The sequence below is a fragment of the Tepidiforma bonchosmolovskayae genome (assembly GCF_008838325.1).
Classification (GTDB): domain Bacteria; phylum Chloroflexota; class Dehalococcoidia; order Tepidiformales; family Tepidiformaceae; genus Tepidiforma; species Tepidiforma bonchosmolovskayae.
Window position 1 is genome coordinate 423,311 of sequence record NZ_CP042829.1, and the last position, 21,434, is coordinate 444,744.

Genomic DNA, 21,434 nt, shown 5'->3' on the forward strand with positions numbered 1-21,434 from the left:
CGATGACGTGGGCGAAGCTCTCCGATGACTTCTGGTGCCACCCAAAGATCGCCGGGCTCTCTGACAGGGCTTTCCGCCTGCATGTCAATGCGATCTGCTGGTCAGCTGCGCTGGAGACGGACGGCGTCATCGAGCCTGGCATCCTGCCGTCCCTGCGCGGGACGCAGGCAGCTGTGAGGGAGCTCGAACGTGCCGGACTCTGGGAGCGCGTGGATGGCGGCTGGGCCATCCACGACTTCCTGTGCTACAACCCATCGCGCTCCTCGCTCGAGGAGCGCCGCTCCAGGCGGGCGCAGGCTGGACGCATGGGCGCCGCTCGGCGATGGCAGGAGACACCGTCAGACCATGGCACCAGCCATTCCTTATCTATAGGCAGTGACACGTCCACGGCGATGGCAACCGGGATGGCAAATGCCATGGCAAATGCCATACCAGATGCCACAGCTGGTGCCATGCCGGGTGCCATGACCAATGACCGTGACATGTCCATGCACCCGTACCCGATCCCGATCCCGTACCCGGAATGTGACTCCTCCTCGCTTCGCTCGTCGTCGTCACATTCGGCGCGCGCGTCGCGCGCTGCTGACGACGACGACCGGTCTCCGCCCTCGAGCGACGACTGGCTGGATGCGCCGGATGAGCCGCCCGAGGTGCGCGAAATCCGCGACCTCGTGCTCACTGCAATGCCGCGGAAATACGCCGCGGACCCGCTGACGTTCGACGAGGCTGCGCAGCTCGGGCGCGACTACGCCGGCGCCCACGAGCTGGTCGCCCAGGCAATCGCCGAGTGCCGGCGCCGGCGCCAGCTCCCATTCCCGCGGAATCTCCGCGGCATTCTCCAGGAGGCTCGACGCGATGACTCACCTCGGGACGATCCTGTCCTCGCTCAGCTCCGGGCAATCGGCGCGCTCGTGGAGTGACCCGGTCGTCTGCCCCGGCTGCGGCTCTGACGACGTCGAGCCTCCGGAGCTGCGGCACCGGTGCTGCGTCTGCCGCGACGCCGGGCGCATCCGCCGGAGCTGGCCAGTCGGGCATGCGCAGTTCGGTCGCTCTGAGCTCTGCCCGGCGTGCAGCGGCGTGAGCGCACGCGGCAGCTCTCCTCCGCCGCCGCCCGAGGCGCGGCTTCGCATCCCGGCGCGCTACGCCCAGGCCCGCATCGCCAACTGGGAGCCGCCGGATGGTGGACCGCGCCGCGCAGCCGAGGCCTACGTCGCATCGTGGCCGCCGCCGAAACCGGTGCTGCTCCTCGCGGGCGACCGCGGCGTCGGCAAGACGCACCTTGCCTGCGGCATCCTCCGCGAGGTGCTGGCCCGCCACGGTGTGCAGGGTCAGTTCTGGCCGGTGGTCGACCTGCTCGACCGCCTGCGCCGCACGGCCGACCCCGACCGAGCGACCGAGTCGCTCGACGACGTGCAGGAGCAGATGCTGCGCGTGCCGCTGCTGGTGCTGGATGACCTCGGCGCCCACCGCGGCACCGAGTGGGCAGAGGAGCGCCTGTTCGGGCTCATCGACGCCCGCTACCGGGACTCGCTGCCCATGGTGGTGACAACGAACCTGACGCTGCAGGAGCTGGCGCCGCGGGTCAGGTCGCGGCTGGTCGACACCGCGTCGTCGGTCGTGGTGCAGGTCTCAGGGCCAGACCGGCGGATGACGCCGCGAGGTGCCGCATGAAAGGCTGTTGCCATGCCTGCCGGCGGGATGAAAGGTTCGGGCCGCAACCTTGCAGCGTGCGGCGCGTCTCGGGAGGTGCCGCATGAGTGCCGCGCCTGTGACGGTGCCGGTCGAGGAGGTGCGGCTCGAGGGAGGCGCCGTCCTCCGCTGCGAGCCGGTCAGGGACGAGGTTGGCCGCCTGCGGCTGGTGCTGCGGCTCTATCCGGCGCCGGCGGCCAAGCGGTTCGGGCCGCTGAGCATCACGGTCGCGTGGCTGACTGCGCGCCAGGCCCGCGCGCTCGTCGATGCGCTCGACAACCTGCTCGTGGAGCACATGGATGGCTGACGTGCTGGAGCTGCAGTTGCCGCTGCCGCCGCGTGAGGCGAGCCCGAACAACCACGCCTCTCGGCTGGCGAGGATGCGCGCCATCGGCGGCTACCGGGCGGCCGTCGGCGTCATCGCACGCCAGGCTGCCGCGCGATGCGGCTGGCGTGGTGACCGCCCGGTGCGGCTGTCGCTGACGTTTGGCCTGCGCGGGGGCGCAGATGGGCACTACCGTCCCGGCGACCCCGACAACGCGCTGGCGTCATGCAAGCCGCTGCTCGACGGGCTCGTCGACGCAGGGGTCATCGTCGACGACTCGTGGCGGTGGCTCGAGATCGGATCCATCCGGTGCGACCGGGATGCTGGCCCGGGCGTGCTGGTGCAGCTGGAGGTGATCGAGTGAGCATCGACTGGGGCTGGCTGGCAGCGACCTACGCCGGCTGGCGCATCGCTGGGCTGCGGGCCAGCGGCACCCGCGACCGGCAGGAGCTGGTGCTGACGCTCGAGCGCGAGGTGCCGGTGGGGCTGCCGGCGCTGCGGCTCGACGCCGACCCGGCAGACTGGGAGGGGCTGGAGGACGAGCTCGCCATCTGGAGGGGGCGAGATGTGGATTGACGTCGGCCGACGGGATGTGCACCTGGTGGACGGCTGGGACACGCTCGGCCCGCGCCGCGTCGAGCCGGCTCACGCTGGTCCGTGCTCGATGCCGGGGTGCCAGCGGCAGGGAGAGCATGAGGGGCTCTGCGGCCGGCATTTCTGGCGGGCCACGTCTCGCGAGCAGGTAACGCCGCTTCAGGCGGTCGGCGAGATCCAGACGCCGTGGATGCGCCACACGGCTGGGCGGCTGGCGGACGCCTACCTCGCCGCCGTCGAGCTCGTGCAGGGTGTGCCGCTCAACCGGTGGGTGCTGCTCAGCCGCGTGTTCGACCAGCCGGAGCCGGTGCGGAGACGTGTGCGGACCATCCTGTCGCTGGCGGCCGGCAGGGACGGTCTGCAGGTCGAGACCGGGCACCAGTACCGGCTGCGCGTCACCGATCGGCAGGCCGCCGTCGACTCGCTCGAGGAGACGGCGCTGGCGACTCACTACTGGCGGCAGGCGGTGGCGGAGCTGGCCGCCCGGCGCGGGGGCCGATGCTGACGCAGATGCTGACGCCGATGCAGGAGTGGGTGCTCGCGATTCTCCGGCAGTCGCCGTGCGTCCCGGTACGTGCGGAGGACATCGCTGCCGAGACCGGGCTGAGCGTGGCCGGGGTCAGGCACTGCGTCCGGGCGCTGCAGACGTGGGGGGAGGACATCAGGTCGACCCCGGGCCCATGGGGGGGGTATGCGTGGTTTCCGGGGGAGGGGGGGGTCGAGGCGACCCCAGGGGGGGAGTATGTCTGCGTCGAGTGCGGGACTGTGTTCTCGGCCGCGGCGGGCGGTAGGGCGCGGGCTGCCCACCGGTTCTGCTCGTTCAGCTGCGCGGCATCGTGGCGCTGGCGTCAGTGTCGGCGCCGGCAGGGGTTGCGGTGATGCCGGCGCGGCTGTGTCTCCGGTGCGGTCAGCGGACGCAGTCGGGATCGCTCTGCGCGAGGTGCGCCGCCCTCGAGGTGACGTCTGGTTCGCCGGCGGCTGTGCCGACCGGATCCGGCTGGCGCTGGCAACGGCTGCGCGAGCAGGTGCTGGCGCGCGACGGCGGGCGATGCCAGCTGTGCGGCCAGCCGGCGCAGCAGGTCGACCACATCGTCCCGCGGGCGGACGGTGGGAGCGACGCGCTCGACAACCTCCGCGCGGTATGCGGCAGGTGCCATCGCATCGTGACGAGAGCTTGGCGAAGACGGAGGGGGAGTTGAGAAGTTTGGAAGCTTTGGCGGAAGCGCGGCCCCCAACCCAAAATCGCGCGCGTCCACCTTCGCCCTTCCCCCGGCCAGCGAGGTGCTTGCGGCCCGGGGAGCCGAGGCGGTAGCGATGCCGGCACGGCGCCAGAAGCCTGTCGAGCTGCTCGCCAACAAGCGGGGCGGTCGTGCGAGGGCCTTGCAGGTCGTCGATGACGGCGACCGGACCGTGCCGTCCCTCCCCCGGCAGCTGCGGCATGTCGGCCCTGCCGGCCGGCAGGCCTGGCGGGAGTTCTGGGGCTCGGCCGTGCGGGCCGCGGTCGAGCTCCCGGCTGATGCTGCCCTTCTGCGGGACTACGTTCTGCTCGTCGATGAGCAGGAACGGCTGCGGGCGCGGATGGCGGCCGGCGAGATGACCCCGCCGGTGGTCTCGCGGATGGCCCAGGTCGAGCGGCACCTGCACCGGATCCGCGAGCACCTCGGGCTGACGCCGCTCGCGCGGTTCCGACTCCAGCTGCAGGTGCTCTCCGGCCGCGAGCGCGAGCAGCGGCTGGCCGCCCAGTCGGAGCAGGCGGAGCCGCCGGCGGTGGTGGTGCTCGATGAGCCGGCGCCGGAGCCGTGGCGGCCGGGTGGGGTGCAGGCCATCGCCGATGATGACGGCGATGGCAACAGCGACACTGCCGACAGCCAGGCCGCGCCCGGCGCTGGTGCAGGAGCGTGACCGCGAGTACTGGTCGCTCGGCTGGCACGTCATCGACTGGATCGAGCGGCACTGTGTGCTGACCAACGGCGAGTGGACCGGCCAGCCATTCCGTCTGCTGCCATGGCAGCGCAGGACCATTCAGCGGCTGTTCGAGGTCGACCCGGCGACCGGGCTGCGGAGATACAGGCGGGCGCTGATTGGCATCCCACGGAAAAACGGCAAAACCCAGCTCGCCGCGGCGCTCGCACTGTACCTGATGCTGGCCGACGGCGAGCCGTCGGCGGAGGTCTACGCGGCCGCGTCGAGCGAGGACCAGGCCGGGCTCGTGTTCGAGGCGGCGCGGCGCATCGTCACGATGGGCCCGCTGGCGGCGGCGTGCCAGGTCGGCGCCTCGCGCATCACGTCGAGCGCCGACCCGTATAGCTACCTTCAGCGCCTGACAAGCCGCGGGTCGAGCTGGCACGGGCTCAACATCCACGGGGTCATCCTCGACGAGCTGCACACGTGGACGACTGACGAGCAATCCGAGCTGTGGGCAGCGCTCACGACCGGCTCGGCTGCCCGGCGCCAACCGCTCCAGATCGCCATCACGACCGCCGGCGTCGACCTGCGGCGGTCGCGCTGCGGGCGCCTCTACCAGCTCGGCCGAGCGATCGAGCGCGGCGAGCAGAAGGACGACTCGTTCTACTTCGAGTGGTGGGAAGCGCCCGGTGAGCTGGACTACCGCGACCCGGCCGCGTGGAGGGCGGCCAACCCGTCGCTGGGCGTGACGGTCACCGAGTCCTACCTCCGCAGCGAGCTGGGAGTGGTGCCCGAGGCGGATTTCCGTCGCCTGTACCTCGACCAGTGGGTGTTGGCCGCGCAGCGGTGGCTGCCTCCGGGGGCGTGGGACGCCTGCACCGGTGATGCGTCGCTCGTCGACGGTGCCCCGACGTGGGTGGGCTGGGACGCGTCGACGCGCTACGACTCGTCGGCCATCGTCGCGGCGCAGGTGCGCGAGGACGGGACGGTGGCGGTGCAGGCGCGGGTGTGGTCGCGGCCGCTGGACATGGCCGGCGCCCCGGCTGCCGACTGGCGGATGCCGCTGGACGAGATGGCCGAGCACCTCCGCGCGCTGGCCGCACGCTACCGGGTCGTCGGGATCGCCTACGACCCGGCGTTTGTGACCTGGGCCGCGAGCGACCTGGAGGCGCAGGGCCTGCCGATGGTCGAGTGGCCACAGACGGACGCCCGGATGGTCCCGGCCACCCGCGCGGTCTACGAGCTGGTGGTGCAGCGCAGGCTCGTGCACTCGGGCGACCAGGTCCTCGCCGCCCACGTCGCCGACGCCGCCCCCTACTACACGCGCTCCGGCGGCACGCGGCTCCGGAAAGCCGGCGGGACGGCGCAGATCGACGCGGCCATCGCGATGCTGATGGCCGTCAGCATGGCACTCATCGAGGGCGGACAGCACGGGGCGCCGGAGGCTCCGCAGCTGTTCGTGTTCGAGGTCTAGGGGGAGCCCATGGCCTGGTGGGGACGCATGTTCCGGTGGGTCGGCGGGAGCCCGGACCGTACGGAGGAGACGCCGGCGTCAGCGGTCGTCGGCCTGCACTCGCAGGCAGGCGTCTGGATGGACGAGCAGGCGGCGCTCGCGATGGCGCCCGTCTACCGTGCGGTCACGCTCATCAGCCAGTCGATCGCCGCCATGCCGCTGCGCATCATGGAGCCGATGCCGGACGGCAGCCGCCGTGTGGCCAACCCGGAGGAGATGGCCGTCCTGTGGAGCCGCCCCAACCCGGAGGAGACCCGGGTGGAGTTCATCGGCCGCCTGCTCGCGCACCTGCTCATCTGGGGCGATGCGTTCGTGTTCGTCGCCGAGCCGGGCCCGCTCGGCGAGGCGCGCAGGCTCGCGCTCATCGAGCCTCCGCGGGTCGACGTCGGCCGCGACGCGCGGGGCGAACGGCTGTACGTGGTCGACGGCCGGTCGTGGCTCGAGTGGCGCGACTGGGTGCGGGGCAGCCCGCGCCCCGGGTTTGTGCACCTGCGCATCGGCTCACTCGACGGGCTGCGCGGCCGCGGCCCGGTCATGGCCGTGCTGGAGTCCCTCGGCGTCGGCCGCGCCGCCGAGCTCTACGCGGCGCGGTATTTTGCGTCGGCCGGCGTGCCGGGCGGCATCATCTACGTCTCCGGGCGGCTGTCGCCGGAGGATGCGCGGCGTCTGGCCGAGCAGTTTGCGGCCGCCCACAGCGGACCCAACGTCCACCGGGTGGCGGTGCTCGACCAGGGGGCGAAATTCGAGTCGCCGGGGGCGGACCCGGCCTCGTTGCAGCTGCTCGACGTGCGCCGGTTCACCGTCACCGAGGTCGCGCGCGTGTTTGGCATCCCGCCCCACCTGCTCGGCGACGCGTCCCAGTCGACCAGCTGGGGCAGCGGGCTGGAGGAGCAGAACCGGGCGTTCATCACGCTCACGCTCCGGCCCTACATCGCATTGCTGGAGTCGGCTCTGACCGACGCGTTCTGCGCCGGCACCGACTACCTCATCCGCATCGACCCGTCGGCGCTGCTGCAGGGCAACCTCCAGAGCCGATTCGCCGCCTACAACGCCGCGCGGCAGGCCGGCCTGATGACGATCAACGAGATCCGAGACCTCGAGGATTTGCCCGGCATCGGCGAGGCCGGGGACAACGTCCTCACGCCGCTGAACATGCAGGTCACGCAGGTGCCGCCGCGCGCCGGCGCCGAGTACATCCCGGAGCAGTGAGATGGGTGACATGCCAGGTCGGACAATCCCAGCGATGGAGATGGAGCAGAAGCTGTTCTCGGCGGCGGCGCCGCCGGCCGAGGCGACCGGCGAGATCGAGGTCACATGGGCCACGCTGGGCGTGGTCGACCGTGACGGCGACATCATCCTGCCCGAGGCCGTCCCGGCGGGCAAAACCGTGCCGATCATGCAGTGGGGGCATCGCCTCAGCGACCTGCCGATCGGCGAGGCGACGCTCTCGGTCGAGGGCGAACGGGCGGTTGCACGCGGGCGCCTGTATCTCGGGACGACGGCTGGCCGCGACCACTACGAGGTGCTCAGGGAGAGGGGCGCCTCCCAGGAGTGGTCGTTCTCCTACTACGTGACGCGCTCATCGGATGACATCGTCGACGGCAGGGCCGTCAGGGTCATCCAGGCGATGGATGTGCTCGAGGTGTCCCCGGTGCTGGTTGGCGCCGGTATCGCGACGCGGACCGACTCGCTCAAATCCGCTGGTCGGCCGCTCCGCGATCATGCCGCCGGGTTGCGGGCCGACCTGGCGGACATGGTCGAGCGCGCAGAGGCGCTGGCTGCCCTGCGCGCCAAGGAGGGGCGCATGCTCTCCGCCGCCAACCGTGCCCTGCTGTCCGACCTGCTCGGCGCACTCCGCGAGGCTGCTGGCCGGCTCGAGGAGCTGCTGCAGGCGGCGGACCCGCAGGCACCGGGGGACGCCGGCAAGGCCGCAGATGCGCGCGGCATCGTGGTTCCCGCTGCGATGCTGGACCGCTACGCGGCGCTCAAATCACTCGCAGAGGAGGTGCTCAGGTGAGCATCGAAACCATCAACCGGGAGCTGCTCACGCTGCAGGAGCGGCTCGACCATGTGGCCGCCAAGGCGGTCAAGACCGACGCCGGCGACATCGACTTCTCCGGCGTCACCGTCTACGGCGACATCTCGAACTCGGCCAAGGCGGAACGGTTCATCGCCGACCAGAAGCAGTTCGCCGAGCTCCTCAACCGGCGCGCCGTGCTCGGCGCGATGGCCGAGGTGGAGAGCTGGCGCGAGCTCGCCGAGGAGAGCAAGGCGCTCATCTCCGGCTCTGGTTCGCCCCGCGGCGACCTGGCCACGCGGCTGGCAGTCGCCCTCAAGGGCGCGCCGGCCGGCTCGGTCCAGGGCGTGTCGTTCGCCCCGCTCGAGCTCAAGGCGCTCATGACCACGAGCGCTGGTTACCCGCCCGAGACGCTCCGGTCCGGCAGAGTCGAGGTCACCCCGACCCGGCCGACGCTCGTCATGGACCTGCCGCCGATGATCCGCACGGTCCAGAACGCCTTCAAGTACGTCCGCGAATCGACGTTCACCAACGCGGCGGCTGAGGTGGCTGAGGGCGGCGCCTACCCGGAGGCCAGCCTCGCCTACACAGAGGTCAGCGAGCCGGTCCAGAAGGTCGCTGTCAACATCCCCGTCACCGAGGAGCAGCTCGAGGATGACCCGGCCGTCGAGGACCTCATCCGGGCCCGCCTGTCGGAGATGATCCGGCAGCGGCTGGACAGCCAGCTGCTCAACGGCAACGGGACGGCGCCCAATCTCCGCGGCGTCCGCAACGTGAGCGGCATCAACGCCGTGTCGCAGGGCACGGACACGGTCCTCGATGCGATCTACAAGGGCATCGTGGCCTGCCGCACGACCGGCTATGCGCAGCCCGACGCCATCGTCATCCACCCGACCAACCTCCAGGCGGTGCGGCTGGCGAAGAGCACGGACGGCCAGTACCTCTTCGGGCCGCCGTCCAGCTCCCTCACCATGCCGATCTGGGGCCTGCGGGTCGTCGAGACGTCGGCCATCCCGGCCGGCAAGGTCGTGGTTGGCGACTGGGCCAACTACTCGGCCCTCGCCATGCGCTCCAACATCGACATCCAGGTGGGCTACTCGGGCACGGGGTTCACGGCCGGCATCAAGACCATCCGGATGGACCTGCGGGCCGCGTTCGCCGTGTTCCGGCCGAGCGCGTTCGCTGAGGTGACCCTCGCCTAGGGGGGATAGCATGACCGACCCCACCCGGATCTACGTCGACGAGGAGGGGCGTCCGGTTGCTGAGGGGGACCCGCGCGCTGCGCGGGTCCTCGTCGGCGCCGACGCCGAGGAGGTGCTCCGCCGCGCAGGGACCGGCGGAGCTGAGACCGAGCGCCGCGGCAGCCGCCAGGCGCGCAGGGGCGACAGCTGATGGTGCTGCCGGAGCCGGTCGACTGGTACGTGCGCCCCAGCGAGGTGCGCGCCCGCGGCCGGCTCACGACTGCCGGCACCCCCGACGAGGTGCTGCACCCGCTCATCGCCCACACGTCCCGCCGCATCGACGACTGGTGCAACCGGCGGTTCGGCGCCGTCCGGGGCACGCTCATCGTGGCGGCCGGGCGGACGTCGACCATCGTGCCCGACTGCATCTCGGTCGAGCTGGCCGAGTGCGGCGACGGGCAGACCTGGACGCCGCTCACCGGCTGGACGCTGCTCGCGGACGGCACGGCACCGCACCACGCCCGCCTGATGGCGTACTGCACCGGCCCGTACCTGCGGCTGACCGGCCTCTGGGGCTATAGCTGGACGGTCGCTCCGGCCGGCACGCTGACCGCGCCGATGGACGCGACGCAGAATTCTGCCAGTTTCAGCCAGTCGGACCTCGACATTGGCGATGTGCTCGCCATCGGCGACGAGCAGGTGCAGGTGGTGGCTGCATCCGGCTCGACGGCGACCGTCACCCGCGGCGTCAACGGGACGGTGGCGGCTCCGCATCCGGCCGGAACGCCGGTCTACCGCCGCGTCTACCCCGGCGCCATCACCGAGGCGGCGCTCATGCAGGTCATCCGGCGGCTGACCGACCAGGTGGCCGGGTTCGCCGGCGTGCTCGCGAGCTCGGAGGTCGGTGCCGGCCAGCCGTGGCAGGGGGTCTATCCCGACATCCGCGACGCGGTCGAGCGGTTCCGGCTGCCGGGGGTGGCGTGATGGGCAGGCCAGTCGGCGGTGAGTCGCTCGCGAAACGTAAGCAGTCCGGCAAGATCTACATCAAGCTGCAGATCGAGGAGGGCGAGCTGAAGCGCGTGCGGAAGCAGCTCCGGGCGCTGGGAACCGACAGCCCGGAGATCCGTGGGGCGTTTGAGCGCGCGGTCGACGAGGTACTCATTCCCGCCCTCAAGTCGGCGGCCCCGGGGTCGATGGGCCGCAAGATCAAGCGAGGCGCGGTCAGCCGCGCCTCGGGCGGGACGTCGCCGCGCGTAACCCTGAACATCAGACACCCCGGCGCGGCCTCCTACGAGTTCGGACGCCAGATCTGGTATCGCGGCTGGAAGGGCCGGGCCAGGGGCAAGGGCTCGGTCCGCGCCCTCGGCGGCCGCCCGTTCAGGTCCCGCCGCGGGCAACCTGAGCGCCCGTGGATCGGCATCAAGGGCGGAGGCGCCCTTGCCGCCGCCCGCCCGGCGCTCATCGAGGCCGTCGAGCGCGGCATCGAGCAGACGTGGGAGCGGCTGGGAGGCGAGCAGTGACGTGGGACATGCCGGGCGTCGTGACCGCGGTGGCCGACACGGTCCAGTCGGCAGTGGGTATCACCCGCGTCTACCACGCCGCTGGCGTTGGGGCGCAGGCCATCCCTCCGGCTGTTGCCGAGTTCCCGGCGGTGCTCGTCTACCCGGAGACGAGCGACCCGGTGACGGCGTATGCCGGCCAGCTGCGGACCACGCCGATCTACATCGATGTCCTCACCGGCCGGTGGGACGTCGGGCTCAACGTGGCTACGGCACTGCAGGCGATGGAGGCCATCATCGAGCGGCTGCACGCCGACGTGGTGCTGTCGCCGTCTGCGCGCTGGGTGAGCTACACGGTCTCGTGGACTCTGCCCCTCGACTGGGGCGGCATCATCTACGTCGGAGGGCGCATCGTGGTGGACGTCGTCGAGGACCAGCAGGGGGTGCTGCAGCCATGAGGCTGATCTACACCGGCCCGACAGGGCCCGACACCACGCTGCCGCTGCCCGAGGGCTGGGTGGCCGCAGACCACGACGAGCCCGACGAGACCGCCGCGGCCGCCAAACTGGCCAGCGGCCTCTACCGCGAGGCGCCGGCTCGCGGGCGCCAGGTAAAGACGAGCAAGCAGGAGGACGCCAATGCCGGCGATTGAGCAACTGCGACGATTCCAGGTCGGGAAAGAAACGACCGCTGGCACGGCGGTCGCGGCGACCCGGCTGCTGCGCGGTGGGGCCAAGCTCAGCGAGCAGCGCACCACCTACCGCAGCGAATACCCCCACGGGGTACGCGGCACGGCCGGCGGTGTCGGCGTCGTTGTGCAGCGGGCCACCACGTGGGAGATCGAGACCGAGGCGTCGACTGAGGAGATCCTCTGGCCGCTCCTCACCGGCCTGCGGTCGGTCACCCCGACGGGGAGCGGGCCGTACACGTGGGCGTTCGAGCCAGACCTCGGCTCCGCCGACCCCGGCACCATCGCCACCATGAGCATCGAGCTCGCGGAGTCCGACGGTGCGACGAACCATTACGTCGCGGGCGCGGCCTACTGCGTGACCCAGAAACTCGGGCTCTCGGTCAGCCCGACAGAGATCGCCAAACTGAAGTACTCGGGGTTCGGCAGGGCCCGGCAGTCCATCACGCCGGCGAACGCTACGCCCTACTCCCAGCGCACGCTCATTCCCGGCGGCCTGTTCCGCGTCTACTGGGACGCGACCTGGGCCGCGCTGGGCACGACGTTGCTGACCACGACGGTGAAGGGCGCCGAGTTCGAGATCGAGACCGGCTGGGAGCCGGACTACACGCTGGAGAACCGCGCCGACCTCGATTTCAGCCTGCTCAAGCCCGGGCCGGTCAAGGCCAGCCTCAAGCTCGACATGCTGCTCGACGCCGTCGGCGCCGCGCGCATTGCCAGCTGGCGAGCCAACAGCCCCGCGTTCGTACGCCTGCATGGTGTCGTCGACGCCAACAACTCGATCCAGGTCGACCTGTCGGCCAGGCTCGGGGATGACCTGTCGCTCGGGTCGGATGGCGGCGTCGTCACCGTGAGCCTCTCGCTGGAGGGCGTCTACGACCCGACTGCGCAGAAACTGGTGCTTGTGACGGTCAAAAACAACATCGCCGGGGGTGGGCTGTGAGGCGGTTTGCTACACCGGGCGAGACGGTTCGGATCTCCCTCCGCGAGTTCGACGGCAGCGACGACTGGGTCGAGGTGCGCGCCGCGCTCAGCTATCGCGACCACATCGAGCTGCGCGCGATGGCCGTCTCGGGCGCCATCCAGACGCCGGACGGCGTGCAGCTCCAGATCGACACCGGCCGGGCTCAGCTGGAGCTGCTTTGTCGCTCCATCGTCGGGTGGTCCCTTCGGGCGGCCGATGGCGACCCATCCCCTGTCCCGGTTACGCGGGAGCTGATCGAACGGCTCGACCCGGCGCTGGGGGACTGGCTGGCCGAGCGCATCGACAAGCTGTATGAGGCGTCTCGCCCAAACTCTCAGCAGGGCAGCTCGCCAGGGCCCTAAGGGGGCGTGCAGAGCTGCCCGGGGAGGCCATCGTGGTGATGCTCGCCAGGATGTGGGGGTGCCGGCCGTCGGAGGTGCTCGATGAGCCGCTCTGGGCCGTTGAGGCCGCGTTGGCCCTCATGGCCGCCGAGGCCGACATCGCCGATGAGGAGCGCCGCCGATGGCAGCAGCGCTGAGCTTCGTGGTCAAGGCCGTCGATGAGGCGACCAGTGTCCTCAAGGGCATCGGCGACGAGGCCGAGGGCCTCGGCGGCAAGCTGGCCAAGGTGGGCGATTTCGCCGCGCGCGGCTTCGAGCAGCTGGGCAATGCGACCCTGGCCGGTGGCGCCGCTCTTGCAGGGTTCGGCACCGCAGCGGTCACAGCTTTCGCCGGGTTCGAGAAGGGGATGAACGAGGTCGCCACGCTTCTCCCCACCTTCAGCGACCAGCAGCTCGGCGAGCTCTCCAACAAGGTCCTGAAGCTCTCATCCGACCTGGGCGTCATGCCGAACGAGGTCGTGCCTGCGCTCTACCAGGCGCTCTCCGCTGGCGTCCCCGCGGATAACGTTATCGACTTCCTGCAGACCTCCTTCAAGGCGGCGACCGCAGGCGCGGCCGATATGACCACCGCAGTCGACGCGCTCACCACCGTGGTCAACGCTTACGGGCCGTCGACGATCGACTTTGCCAAGGCGTCGGACATTATTTTCACAACTGTTCGGCTCGGGAAAACCGACTTCGATCAGCTCAGCAAAACGTTGTTCAACGTCATCCCAACTGCCGCCTCGCTCGGAATCAAGTTCGAGGAGGTCGGCGCCGCCATGGCCGTGATGACGGCCCGGGGCGTGCCCACCTCCGTGGCGACCACTCAGCTCCGGGCCCTCATGGTCGAACTCAGCAAGGAGTCCACCAATATCTCCAAGGAGTTCGAGCGCATCTCTGGTAAGAGTTTCCCCGAGTTCATCCGCAGCGGGGGCAATCTCTCGCAGGCCTTGAACATCATGCGGGGCTCGATCCCGGATGACGAGTTCCGGAACCTCTTCAGTTCTGTCGAGGCCGCGAGCGCGGCGCTCCTCATTTCCGGGCCAAACTCCGAGGCGATGATGTCGGCGCTGGAGGAGATGCAGAAGTCGGCTGGCGCGACGGATGCGGCCTTCGACAAGATGGACCAGGGTATCGCGCGTACGTGGGCGCGCATCAAGGCCAACGCGTCGGTCGCGATGATCTCCATCGGCGCCGCGATCGCCCCGCTGGCCGACAAGGCCCTCGGTGCGCTCGCCGAGAAGCTGCCGGTCGTCATCGACAAGGTCGGGGAGTCGATACAGAGAGCCCGCGACATGGTGGAGCCCGTCGCGGCGGCCCTGCGCGACAGGTTGGAGCCGCCCCTGCAGGCGCTCGGTGACCTCATCGACCATAAAGTTCGGCCCGTTTTTGAGCAGTTCGGTGAGTTCCTCAGGCGTCACGCCGACGACATCCGCGGCCCGGTCGGTGCGGCAATCGGGGGCGTGCTTGTGACCGCGCTCGCCGCTGCCGCCGTTGCTGCGGGTGCATTCGCAGCCAGCATGGTCGTGGCTGCCGCACCGGTCCTCGCGGTGGTAGCCGCAGTGGCCGCCATCAGCGCGGGAATCTACCTGCTCGTGACCCACTGGGACGACCTCAAGGCGCGCTTCCCGATCCTGCAGGAGCTGGAGGATACGTTCCGCCGGGTGGCCGGGCAGGTAGGCGCCATCGTCGCCGAACTTGGCGGCCTGCTCATGGCCATCATCGACCGTGTGCGCGACGTGGTCGGCCAGGTGCGCCAGCACTGGGGCACCATCACGGACATCATGAGCGGGCCGGTGCAGATGGTGGCGGCGCTGGTCGAGGGGGCATTCAACAACGTGCGGATCATCATCGAGACGGTACTGGGCGTCATCCGGGGCGTCATCCAGACCGTGACTGCCCTCATCAAGGGCGACTGGCAGGGCGCGTGGGACGGCATTAAGCAGATCGGCGAGACGGTCTGGACCGGGATTAAGGCGCTCGTCCAGAACGGGATCGACACGATCAAGGGCATTTTCGAGGGGTTCGTGACGTTTTTCGGCGAGATTGGCCCGCGGATCTGGGGGGCAGCGAAGTCGATCTGGGAGACCGTCAAGACCGACGGGTGGCAGCTCATGCAGGAGATGGGCCAGAAGATCATCGACGTGTTCACGGAACTGCCCGGTAAGCTCCTCGACCTCGTTCCCAAGCTCCTCGACGCGGGCAAGGACTTGATGGGCGCGATTTTCGACGGCCTGAAATCGGCAGCCTCGGCCGTCGGCGGGTTCGCCGCGGACATTGCGGAGACGGTCGGCCGGGCCATCAAGTCCTTCATCAACGAGTTCGTCATCGACCGGCTCAACAGGGCACTGGAGTTCACGATTCCCAACCCGCTCGGTCCAGATATCCACATCGACCCGCCGGACATTCCGCGCCTCGCGAGCGGCGGCATCATCACCCGCGCAGGACTCGCGCTCGTGGGTGAGAGCGGCCCCGAACTGGTGCTGATGCCGGCCGGCGCCGCGGTGCTGCCCAACGCCATCGCCGCCGCGGTAGCAGGCGCGGTGCGCGGCGCCGGCGGCCCGCAGGTCACCGTGCAGGTCCTGGGCCCGGTGACCATCTCCGGCGAGCAGGACACCGAGCGGTTCGCGTCCGACCTCGGTCACGGGCTCGCCGCCAGCCTGCGTGCGCGAGGTGTGATGTGAGGCCGTGGCGCATCACCCGGTTCGAGGACCGCTGGGACCCCACCATCGGCTGGAACATCCCGGAGGCCGACTACGAGTGGCAGGCCCAGTCCGGCATCAGGGTCGCCGCGACCCAGGCCGTCGGACGAGACTACGCCGTCGATCTGCTCGGCTGGGCGCGCGCTCCGCGCTCCGATGCGGTCGAGACCGTCCGATGTGCGCTGGTGGCGCCGGACCCGCAGGCATCCATCGCCCAGTGGATGGACATCCAGCGGACGCTGGAGCGCATCGGGCGAGGAAAACTGTGGGCTGAGCTGCCCGACGGCAGCCGGCTGTGGTGCGAGGCGCGGCTCCGGCAGGCGCCCAACTACACGGTCTCGGCATACTCCTGGCTGCGGCAGGCCGTCTCTGTCCAGTGGCAGCGGCTCTCCCCGTGGTGGTCCGAGACAGCCTTGCAGTCCCAGTGGACGGTGATATCGAGCGGGCAGCAGCAGACCGTCACCATCGGCGGCACCAGTCCGACCGGCCGGGTCACTATCAGGCTGGTGGCCGGCACGGTGGGTGGGTACGCGAACCCGCGGATCGTCGACATGGCCGGCGGCGCCACAATCCAGTGCAGCAGGACCGCGGCGGTCAGCGGGGCCATTCTCGAGCTCGATGCATGGGCGCAGACCGCGCGCGAGTCGACCGACGGCGGCACCACGTGGACGGACGTGAGCTCATCGGTCAGTCTGCCAGCGTGGCAGGTGCCGTGGTTCGAGCTGCGCCCCGGCGTGGCCACGATCAGATACGAGCAGGACAGCGGATCGCCGTCAGTCACGGTGACGCTGACATGGGTGGACGCCTATGCGGGATGACACGCGCGTGGTGGTGCGGGAGCGCATCGTGCTCAGGCGGTGGGACCACGACTGCCCCGCCGAGCATGGTGGACGATGTGAGCCGGAGACCGTTGTCCTGGAGTGGGAGGACGGTCAGCCGGTCGAGCCGGACGACTCTCGATGGGAGGTGCCACATGCCACTCCAGACGCTCGCACGTGAGATGTTCGCCGATGCCATCATCGGCGCCGCCGGGTTCAACAAGTTCACGCAGGCCAACACCTATCTCGGCGTTGGCGACGGTACGACCGCCCATAACCCGTCCCAGACCGACCTCCAGGGCACGAACAAGCTCAGGAAGCAGTGCGACAGCGGCTATCCGACGCGCTCGGCGAACGTCGTGACCTGGTCGGCGACGTTCGGCGTGAACGACGCGAACTTCGCCTGGCAGGAGGCCGGCGTGTTCAACGCCGCGAGCGGCGGCCAGATGCTGTGCCGCAAGGTGCAGAGCTTCGGGACGAAAACGTCGGGCACGGTCTGGATCCTCACCTACCAGCTGACGCTGAGCGTCTCCTAGCGGCACCATGCCGACCGTCACGCTTTACGGCGCTGGCACGCAGACGCGGTACGGCTCCTGGTACAACGACGGCGCGTCTGCGGGCCAGCCAAACAGCGTCTACGAGCGGCTACTCGGCAGCGGCCCTGGCACGATCGGCTGGACCCAGACGTGGGATGCGGGGCAGGAGGTCATCGTCACTGCCGCTGAGCTGACGGTGTGGGTGGACTCTCCGGACAGTCGCAACGTCACGGGCGGCGTGACACTGAACGGCTCAACGAACAGGACGGCCTCGATCGCATGCCCGTCAGGGACATCGGTGCAGACGGTGTCATGGAGCGACCTGTCGCTTCGGGCGCAGTACATCTCGGTCTACCAGTACCTCACGCAGATCGCTGACTCCCCATCCGGCTTCGGCGTCGACGCGTTCAGCGTGACCCTCACCTATATGCCCGCCTACGAGTACCCAGGGGCGGCAGACTCGGGGACGATCTCAGCTGCGGAGTCTGTCACCGCGCAGCCGTCGACTGCTGCAGACGCACTGGATGCGGGCACAGTCACCGGCGATGACCAGCTCGCGGTGACGTGGCGGTGGGACCTGGCCGATGCCGGCACCGTCACCGCCGGGGAGTCTGCCACATCTACGATCACCGCGCCCTACAGCGACACCGGGACGGTGAGTGCAGCAGAGACCGTTAACGCGGCGCAGGTGCAGAACCCGGCAGATGATGCCGGGACGCTCTCCGCTGCCGACGTCTCCACACGGCTCATCCGCCCGGGATGGCAGGCGCTGCGCCTGAGGGCTGTCTGCCGGGATGCAGGCGGTGCGGTCGTGGCCGACCTGCGGCGCGTGATCGCGGCGAAATACCAGCTCGCCCTGTCGCGCATCGGGTCGTGGCAGGTGTCGGTGCCGGCGGAGGACGCAGTTGGGCTGTCGCTGGCCACTGCCAGGACCATCGACCTCTACCGCGAGGGTGAGGGGCTCGTAGTCTCGGGGGTGCTGGATGCGGTCGAGCTCCGTGTCGGGGACTCCGGCGAGGTCGTCGTCCAGCTCTCGGGCCAGACACGCGCCCGCGAGCTCGTGCTGCCGACCATCGTCTCCTACACGGCGACCGGCGCGTCGCTGGCGTCAGTCGTGAGCGCACTCATCGCGCCATACGGGTGGGCACTCGGTGCGTGCCCCAGCCGCATGGTCACCGTCACGCTGGCCGGTGTCTCGCCATGGCAGGCGGTTGCCCAGCTGGCGGAGCGGGTCGGCGCGACCGTGCGCGAGAACCCGCTCACGCGGACGATCGACCTCGTCACCGGGGCAACGCCGAGCGGCCTCGCATACCGCAACTCGGCCCCACCGCCAGATGATGGATATGCCACCCTGCTGCCGGTCCTCGGGGCGCAGGCCGTGGTGGACGGCACGGGCATCACCACACGGGTCATCCCGCTGGCCGAGACGGTAGCCGGGCGGACCGCGCGGCTCCAGAACTCGACGCGCACCTCGCCCTACACCATCCAGTCGGCGCTGGCAGAGGACGGGTCCACGTACTACTACCTCCAGCATCCCACCGCATCGCAGTACGGCGTCCGCGCGGTCGTCCAGACGTGGAAGGGGATCGCGCCGCTCGATGATACCAACGCCGAGGCCGAGCGGGCGGCGAACGACCTCTATGATGCCGCCGCGTCGTGGCTGACGGCGCATGCGCAGCCGGTGCTGCGGCTCAGCATCGACCCGGCGCCGACGTTCCATGTCAGCAGCGGCGGCGCGTACCGGCTGCTGCCCGGCCAGACGATCGAGGCTGGCATCCGCGCCTCCGTGACCCTTGAGGACGGCACCCGGGAGGCGGTGCTCGACGTCACCCAGTCGCTCTACGTCATCTCCATCGAGCGGACGTTCGGCCCGGCCGGCGATGACCGGTGGCGCCTGGAGACAGCCGATGTGCCCGTCCCGCCGCAGGACGATATCGACCAGCTCGCGGTCGCGCTGTCTGCCCTGCAGGTCGTGCAGCTCGGCGTGACCGGAGGCGGAACGGGCGGATCCAGTGGGGTGCGGACCATCTGGGACACTGTCATCGAGGCCTCGCTCCGCGGCGACCTCGGCACTCCGTGGTGGTGACGCATGGCGCAGACCCCGACCCTCACGCAGGCGCAGCTCGGCACCAGCGCTGCGGCCATCGTCACCGCAGCCAGCGGCGAGCGGCTCTACATCTCGAAGGTCGTCGTGTGCAACACGGCGGCCGGCGCGCGGACCTACTCGCTCTGGGCTGTCCCGCCGAGCCAGACCGCGGGCAACGCAAGGGCACTCGTGCTCAATCGGCAGCTCGGGGCCTCGGGCAGCGTCACGGCGACGGAGGACGTGCGCGAGGTTGCCGGGCTGGTGCTGGATAGCGGGTGGTCGCTGCAGGGGGCTGCGTCGGTTGCGTCGAGCGTCACCATCCACGTGCAGGCGGTGATGATCACATGAGCATGGGCATGCTGCGCGACCTCTGGGACCGCCTCCTCAACTCCGCCACCGGGGCGTCCGCCAGCGCGAGCGGGTCGCTCGCGCAGCAGGTGGCCTACACCGTCCAGCGCGAGGACGCGATCTACAGTGCGGTGACCGCGCTGCCATCCCCTGCGCTGCCCATCGTGCCCGGAGGGCCGAGCGCATACCCAGGGGCGACCGCAACCACATCATCAACCGCCAACCAGTTCGGAGCATGGGTCGAACTGTTTGCCAGTGCCAGCGGGAAGCTCATCCTCATCGGCGTGTCACAGACAACCACCTCCTCTTCCACGACCCTGAGCGAACTGGAGATCGGGTTCGGGCCCAGTGGGTCGGAGGTGACCCAGCTCGCGGTCCCCGTGCATACTCGCCTGAGCACCTCCGGCGGCGGTACAACGGGCACGCTCGCGGTGTACATCCCCGTCCTGCTGACCGTGCCGGCCAATACGCGCATCTCGGTGCGCATGCGCACCACTGTGGCGGCCGCCATCGCCTTCGTCGTGACCGGGGTGATCGTCCCATGACCGAGCCCCAGGTCCGGTTCAGCCGCCTGCCCGTCGACGGCCGCTGGCCCATCACCGGGCGGTATGGCGAGACGTACCGCGACGGCAGCCGCGAGTGGATGCACCTCGGCGTGGACTTCGGGTGCCCGACCGGCACTCCAGTCGTCGCCCCGGCCCCGGGCCGGGTCATCCGGCCGAACAATGACGGCTCGTTTGGAGTCGCGGTCGCGGTCGAGCATGCCGACGGCTGGATCACGCTCTACGCCCATCTGAGCCGCGCGGACGTCTGGCCCGGGGACGAGGTGCGGACCGGCCAGCAGATCGGGCTGTCCGGTGCGACCGGGTTCGTGACCGGGCCGCACCTGCACTGGCAGATGTGCGACACGTGGCTGTTTCCCCGGGACCCGGCACGCAACCGGGACCCGCTCGCGTACTACGTGCCCGGCATGCCGGGGGAGGATGATGAGATGACTGCCGATGAGCGAGAACTGTTGCTGCGGGTGGCGACTGTACTGTTCGGCTCGCCGAGCGGGGCGGATTTCCAGTCAGTCGCCGAGGCCCTGACCGCGGCGCGCCAGTTGACCGCCAACGACACCATCGTGCTGCAGGGGCTGGCCGAGACGCAGCGGCAACTCATCACGCACACGCACGGCCCCGACGGCAAGCCGGTGCTGCCGGGGAGGTTCTGAGCCGGTGTCGCTCCAGCTCGCTACGCTCGTCGGCCTCGTCTCGGCGCTCACCGGCGCGCTGGTGACACTGGCGTCTGCGTGGCTGCAGGCGCGCACGCAGCGTCGCCGCGAGAGCGGCACTGTGACCACTGCCGATGCGCAGACGGTGTTCCAGGCCTACGGCCAGCTCAGCCAGATGCTGCTGCAGCTGACGCAGCAGACATCCGAGCGGATGCGGGCGATCGGAGACCAGCTGGAGCGCGTGTCGCAGCAGCAGGCCGAGCTGGTGAGGGCCCAGCGCGAGTTGCTCGAACTCCAGCGCCGCCAGATGGAGATCCTCGGGCAGATGGAGGCGCGGTCAAATGGCCACTGACGCCGCCGAGTGCTGGGTCCTTACGTGGGAGGCAGACGGGCGCTGGCACGTACTCGACGTCGCCGACCGCGAGGACGCCGAGCGGCTGGCAGTCAGGCTCACCGAGTCAGGCCGCCGGAACGTCGGCCTGTTCCACGCCGCCCTCGACATCCCGCCCAGCACCCGCGAGCGCATCTGGCAGCGGGTGCGGGAGCGGCTGGAGCGCGAGATCCCGGCAGACATCACCACCGGAGGACGACCATGACCCCAACCATGGCCACCCTGATCACCGTCGCAGTCATCGTCGCCATCGGCGCGCTGCGGCAGGCGGGCATCATCGACAGTTCGGTCGAGGACACGGCCGTCGCCGTGCTGCTCGGCGGCGGCGCTGGTTACGCGATCGGCCGCGCTCAGAGGGTCGGGCAGTGACGGGCCTCGTGTCGGTCCGGGTGCCGGTCTGGCTCGACCTCGCGACCGGCGAGGCGGAGTACATCACGCTCGAGGGCGAGCCAGACCGCGAGCACGGGCTCGTGTTCGGGCCCGACCAGGTCGAGCGCTGGCTGGTCGCCCGTGACGAGGCGGTGCGGCGGCGCGAGGTCCCCGGTCAGCGGCGCCGACGGAGGCGGGCCTGACCCGGTGGGCC

At 70.3% G+C, this 21,434-nt stretch carries 31 protein-coding genes; all 31 read left to right on the top strand.

All coding sequences use genetic code 11. The features are described 5' to 3' along the window. The first annotated feature begins 2 nt into the window (after window positions 1-2). The 31 genes from Tbon_RS02155 (at window position 3) to Tbon_RS02290 (ending at window position 21,423) form a co-directional block, all read left to right on the top strand. The gene (locus tag Tbon_RS02155) at window positions 3-920 is read left to right on the top strand and encodes a hypothetical protein (RefSeq protein WP_158066083.1); all 918 of its coding nucleotides are present in this window, start codon (window positions 3-5) and stop codon (window positions 918-920) included. 157 nt (window positions 921-1,077) lie between these two features. Next, window positions 1,078-1,671, top strand: coding sequence for an ATP-binding protein (locus Tbon_RS02160; RefSeq protein ID WP_192498065.1), 594 nt, complete (start codon window positions 1,078-1,080; stop codon window positions 1,669-1,671). A gap of 82 nt (window positions 1,672-1,753) precedes the next feature. Continuing rightward, window positions 1,754-1,996 carry a hypothetical protein gene (locus Tbon_RS02165; RefSeq protein ID WP_158066085.1) on the top strand — a complete coding sequence of 81 codons (243 nt, stop codon included), beginning with the start codon at window positions 1,754-1,756 and terminating at the stop codon, window positions 1,994-1,996. Further along, window positions 1,989-2,378, top strand: a complete 390-nt coding sequence (locus Tbon_RS02170) for a RusA family crossover junction endodeoxyribonuclease (protein WP_158066086.1) — start codon at window positions 1,989-1,991, stop codon at window positions 2,376-2,378. Before Tbon_RS02165 ends, Tbon_RS02170 begins: the two co-directional genes overlap by 8 nt. Beyond that, the gene (locus Tbon_RS02175; RefSeq protein WP_158066087.1) at window positions 2,375-2,590 is read left to right on the top strand and encodes a hypothetical protein; all 216 of its coding nucleotides are present in this window, start codon (window positions 2,375-2,377) and stop codon (window positions 2,588-2,590) included. The genes Tbon_RS02170 and Tbon_RS02175 overlap by 4 nt, the downstream gene beginning before the upstream one ends. Beyond that, window positions 2,580-3,113, top strand: a complete 534-nt coding sequence (locus tag Tbon_RS02180; protein ID WP_158066088.1) for a hypothetical protein — start codon at window positions 2,580-2,582, stop codon at window positions 3,111-3,113. The genes Tbon_RS02175 and Tbon_RS02180 overlap by 11 nt, the downstream gene beginning before the upstream one ends. A 373-nt stretch (window positions 3,114-3,486) precedes the next feature. Beyond that, on the top strand, window positions 3,487-3,807 hold the full coding sequence (locus Tbon_RS14485) for an HNH endonuclease (RefSeq protein ID WP_158066090.1): 321 nt from the start codon (window positions 3,487-3,489) through the stop codon (window positions 3,805-3,807). Window positions 3,808-3,922: 115 nt separating this feature from the next. Then, window positions 3,923-4,510 carry a hypothetical protein gene (locus Tbon_RS13670; RefSeq protein WP_192498068.1) on the top strand — a complete coding sequence of 196 codons (588 nt, stop codon included), beginning with the start codon at window positions 3,923-3,925 and terminating at the stop codon, window positions 4,508-4,510. Next, window positions 4,452-5,987 (top strand): terminase TerL endonuclease subunit, encoded by a 1,536-nt coding sequence (locus Tbon_RS02195; RefSeq protein WP_192498069.1) that lies wholly within the window; start codon window positions 4,452-4,454, stop codon window positions 5,985-5,987. The genes Tbon_RS13670 and Tbon_RS02195 overlap by 59 nt, the downstream gene beginning before the upstream one ends. Before the next feature lie 9 nt (window positions 5,988-5,996). Continuing rightward, window positions 5,997-7,235, top strand: coding sequence for a phage portal protein (locus Tbon_RS02200; protein WP_158066092.1), 1,239 nt, complete (start codon window positions 5,997-5,999; stop codon window positions 7,233-7,235). A 34-nt stretch (window positions 7,236-7,269) separates the two neighbouring features. After that, window positions 7,270-8,043: an HK97 family phage prohead protease gene (locus Tbon_RS02205; RefSeq protein ID WP_192498070.1), complete on the top strand. Its 774-nt coding sequence runs from the start codon at window positions 7,270-7,272 to the stop codon at window positions 8,041-8,043. After that, window positions 8,040-9,245 (top strand): phage major capsid protein, encoded by a 1,206-nt coding sequence (locus Tbon_RS02210; RefSeq protein WP_158066094.1) that lies wholly within the window; start codon window positions 8,040-8,042, stop codon window positions 9,243-9,245. Before Tbon_RS02205 ends, Tbon_RS02210 begins: the two co-directional genes overlap by 4 nt. 10 nt (window positions 9,246-9,255) lie before the next feature. Next, complete coding sequence (locus Tbon_RS02215) at window positions 9,256-9,435, top strand: hypothetical protein (protein ID WP_158066095.1); 180 nt, start codon at window positions 9,256-9,258, stop codon at window positions 9,433-9,435. Continuing rightward, window positions 9,435-10,208, top strand: a complete 774-nt coding sequence (locus Tbon_RS02220; protein WP_158066096.1) for a hypothetical protein — start codon at window positions 9,435-9,437, stop codon at window positions 10,206-10,208. The genes Tbon_RS02215 and Tbon_RS02220 overlap by 1 nt, the downstream gene beginning before the upstream one ends. After that, window positions 10,208-10,744 (top strand): hypothetical protein, encoded by a 537-nt coding sequence (locus tag Tbon_RS02225; protein ID WP_158066097.1) that lies wholly within the window; start codon window positions 10,208-10,210, stop codon window positions 10,742-10,744. Before Tbon_RS02220 ends, Tbon_RS02225 begins: the two co-directional genes overlap by 1 nt. Next, a complete protein-coding gene (locus tag Tbon_RS02230) occupies window positions 10,741-11,181 on the top strand; it encodes a hypothetical protein (RefSeq protein ID WP_158066098.1) in 441 nt (146 codons plus the stop codon). Before Tbon_RS02225 ends, Tbon_RS02230 begins: the two co-directional genes overlap by 4 nt. After that, on the top strand, window positions 11,178-11,375 hold the full coding sequence (locus tag Tbon_RS02235) for a hypothetical protein (protein WP_158066099.1): 198 nt from the start codon (window positions 11,178-11,180) through the stop codon (window positions 11,373-11,375). The genes Tbon_RS02230 and Tbon_RS02235 overlap by 4 nt, the downstream gene beginning before the upstream one ends. Next, window positions 11,362-12,354, top strand: a complete 993-nt coding sequence (locus Tbon_RS02240) for a hypothetical protein (protein WP_158066100.1) — start codon at window positions 11,362-11,364, stop codon at window positions 12,352-12,354. Before Tbon_RS02235 ends, Tbon_RS02240 begins: the two co-directional genes overlap by 14 nt. Then, a complete protein-coding gene (locus tag Tbon_RS02245; RefSeq protein WP_158066101.1) occupies window positions 12,351-12,737 on the top strand; it encodes a hypothetical protein in 387 nt (128 codons plus the stop codon). Before Tbon_RS02240 ends, Tbon_RS02245 begins: the two co-directional genes overlap by 4 nt. 35 nt (window positions 12,738-12,772) lie before the next feature. Then, window positions 12,773-12,913 carry a hypothetical protein gene (locus tag Tbon_RS13675; RefSeq protein WP_192498071.1) on the top strand — a complete coding sequence of 47 codons (141 nt, stop codon included), beginning with the start codon at window positions 12,773-12,775 and terminating at the stop codon, window positions 12,911-12,913. Beyond that, window positions 12,898-15,441 (top strand): phage tail tape measure protein, encoded by a 2,544-nt coding sequence (locus tag Tbon_RS02250; protein ID WP_158066102.1) that lies wholly within the window; start codon window positions 12,898-12,900, stop codon window positions 15,439-15,441. Before Tbon_RS13675 ends, Tbon_RS02250 begins: the two co-directional genes overlap by 16 nt. Next, complete coding sequence (locus Tbon_RS02255; protein ID WP_158066103.1) at window positions 15,438-16,277, top strand: hypothetical protein; 840 nt, start codon at window positions 15,438-15,440, stop codon at window positions 16,275-16,277. The genes Tbon_RS02250 and Tbon_RS02255 overlap by 4 nt, the downstream gene beginning before the upstream one ends. Window positions 16,278-16,432: 155 nt before the next feature. Next, the gene (locus Tbon_RS02260) at window positions 16,433-16,813 is read left to right on the top strand and encodes a hypothetical protein (protein ID WP_158066104.1); all 381 of its coding nucleotides are present in this window, start codon (window positions 16,433-16,435) and stop codon (window positions 16,811-16,813) included. A 7-nt stretch (window positions 16,814-16,820) separates the two neighbouring features. Beyond that, window positions 16,821-18,899 (top strand): hypothetical protein, encoded by a 2,079-nt coding sequence (locus Tbon_RS02265; protein ID WP_158066105.1) that lies wholly within the window; start codon window positions 16,821-16,823, stop codon window positions 18,897-18,899. A 3-nt stretch (window positions 18,900-18,902) separates the two neighbouring features. Beyond that, window positions 18,903-19,247, top strand: coding sequence for a hypothetical protein (locus tag Tbon_RS02270; protein ID WP_158066106.1), 345 nt, complete (start codon window positions 18,903-18,905; stop codon window positions 19,245-19,247). Continuing rightward, window positions 19,244-19,792, top strand: coding sequence for a hypothetical protein (locus tag Tbon_RS13680; protein WP_192498072.1), 549 nt, complete (start codon window positions 19,244-19,246; stop codon window positions 19,790-19,792). Before Tbon_RS02270 ends, Tbon_RS13680 begins: the two co-directional genes overlap by 4 nt. Further along, window positions 19,789-20,460, top strand: a complete 672-nt coding sequence (locus Tbon_RS02275) for a M23 family metallopeptidase (protein ID WP_192498073.1) — start codon at window positions 19,789-19,791, stop codon at window positions 20,458-20,460. The genes Tbon_RS13680 and Tbon_RS02275 overlap by 4 nt, the downstream gene beginning before the upstream one ends. Before the next feature lie 4 nt (window positions 20,461-20,464). Beyond that, window positions 20,465-20,812: a hypothetical protein gene (locus Tbon_RS02280; RefSeq protein ID WP_158066108.1), complete on the top strand. Its 348-nt coding sequence runs from the start codon at window positions 20,465-20,467 to the stop codon at window positions 20,810-20,812. After that, window positions 20,802-21,056 carry a hypothetical protein gene (locus Tbon_RS02285; RefSeq protein ID WP_158066109.1) on the top strand — a complete coding sequence of 85 codons (255 nt, stop codon included), beginning with the start codon at window positions 20,802-20,804 and terminating at the stop codon, window positions 21,054-21,056. The genes Tbon_RS02280 and Tbon_RS02285 overlap by 11 nt, the downstream gene beginning before the upstream one ends. After that, the gene (locus Tbon_RS13685) at window positions 21,053-21,220 is read left to right on the top strand and encodes a hypothetical protein (RefSeq protein WP_192498074.1); all 168 of its coding nucleotides are present in this window, start codon (window positions 21,053-21,055) and stop codon (window positions 21,218-21,220) included. Before Tbon_RS02285 ends, Tbon_RS13685 begins: the two co-directional genes overlap by 4 nt. Continuing rightward, window positions 21,217-21,423: a hypothetical protein gene (locus tag Tbon_RS02290; RefSeq protein WP_158066110.1), complete on the top strand. Its 207-nt coding sequence runs from the start codon at window positions 21,217-21,219 to the stop codon at window positions 21,421-21,423. Before Tbon_RS13685 ends, Tbon_RS02290 begins: the two co-directional genes overlap by 4 nt. The last annotated feature ends 11 nt before the right edge of the window (window positions 21,424-21,434 follow it).

Excerpts from the sequence above, each read along its gene's own strand:
- Tbon_RS02155 (WP_158066083.1), top strand. The coding sequence starts at position 3 with ATGACGTGGGCGAAGCTCTCCGATGACTTCTGGTGCCACCCAAAGATC.
- Tbon_RS02165 (WP_158066085.1), top strand. The coding sequence starts at position 1,754 with ATGAGTGCCGCGCCTGTGACGGTGCCGGTCGAGGAGGTGCGGCTCGAG.
- Tbon_RS02170 (WP_158066086.1), top strand. The coding sequence starts at position 1,989 with ATGGCTGACGTGCTGGAGCTGCAGTTGCCGCTGCCGCCGCGTGAGGCG.
- Tbon_RS02180 (WP_158066088.1), top strand. The coding sequence starts at position 2,580 with ATGTGGATTGACGTCGGCCGACGGGATGTGCACCTGGTGGACGGCTGG.
- Tbon_RS14485 (WP_158066090.1), top strand. The coding sequence starts at position 3,487 with ATGCCGGCGCGGCTGTGTCTCCGGTGCGGTCAGCGGACGCAGTCGGGA.
- Tbon_RS13670 (WP_192498068.1), top strand. The coding sequence starts at position 3,923 with ATGCCGGCACGGCGCCAGAAGCCTGTCGAGCTGCTCGCCAACAAGCGG.
- Tbon_RS02195 (WP_192498069.1), top strand. The coding sequence starts at position 4,452 with ATGGCAACAGCGACACTGCCGACAGCCAGGCCGCGCCCGGCGCTGGTG.
- Tbon_RS02200 (WP_158066092.1), top strand. The coding sequence starts at position 5,997 with ATGGCCTGGTGGGGACGCATGTTCCGGTGGGTCGGCGGGAGCCCGGAC.
- Tbon_RS02205 (WP_192498070.1), top strand. The coding sequence starts at position 7,270 with ATGGAGATGGAGCAGAAGCTGTTCTCGGCGGCGGCGCCGCCGGCCGAG.
- Tbon_RS02215 (WP_158066095.1), top strand. The coding sequence starts at position 9,256 with ATGACCGACCCCACCCGGATCTACGTCGACGAGGAGGGGCGTCCGGTT.
- Tbon_RS02220 (WP_158066096.1), top strand. The coding sequence starts at position 9,435 with ATGGTGCTGCCGGAGCCGGTCGACTGGTACGTGCGCCCCAGCGAGGTG.
- Tbon_RS02225 (WP_158066097.1), top strand. The coding sequence starts at position 10,208 with ATGGGCAGGCCAGTCGGCGGTGAGTCGCTCGCGAAACGTAAGCAGTCC.
- Tbon_RS02235 (WP_158066099.1), top strand. The coding sequence starts at position 11,178 with ATGAGGCTGATCTACACCGGCCCGACAGGGCCCGACACCACGCTGCCG.
- Tbon_RS02240 (WP_158066100.1), top strand. The coding sequence starts at position 11,362 with ATGCCGGCGATTGAGCAACTGCGACGATTCCAGGTCGGGAAAGAAACG.
- Tbon_RS02250 (WP_158066102.1), top strand. The coding sequence starts at position 12,898 with ATGGCAGCAGCGCTGAGCTTCGTGGTCAAGGCCGTCGATGAGGCGACC.
- Tbon_RS02260 (WP_158066104.1), top strand. The coding sequence starts at position 16,433 with ATGCCACTCCAGACGCTCGCACGTGAGATGTTCGCCGATGCCATCATC.
- Tbon_RS02265 (WP_158066105.1), top strand. The coding sequence starts at position 16,821 with ATGCCGACCGTCACGCTTTACGGCGCTGGCACGCAGACGCGGTACGGC.
- Tbon_RS02270 (WP_158066106.1), top strand. The coding sequence starts at position 18,903 with ATGGCGCAGACCCCGACCCTCACGCAGGCGCAGCTCGGCACCAGCGCT.
- Tbon_RS13680 (WP_192498072.1), top strand. The coding sequence starts at position 19,244 with ATGAGCATGGGCATGCTGCGCGACCTCTGGGACCGCCTCCTCAACTCC.
- Tbon_RS02275 (WP_192498073.1), top strand. The coding sequence starts at position 19,789 with ATGACCGAGCCCCAGGTCCGGTTCAGCCGCCTGCCCGTCGACGGCCGC.
- Tbon_RS02285 (WP_158066109.1), top strand. The coding sequence starts at position 20,802 with ATGGCCACTGACGCCGCCGAGTGCTGGGTCCTTACGTGGGAGGCAGAC.
- Tbon_RS13685 (WP_192498074.1), top strand. The coding sequence starts at position 21,053 with ATGACCCCAACCATGGCCACCCTGATCACCGTCGCAGTCATCGTCGCC.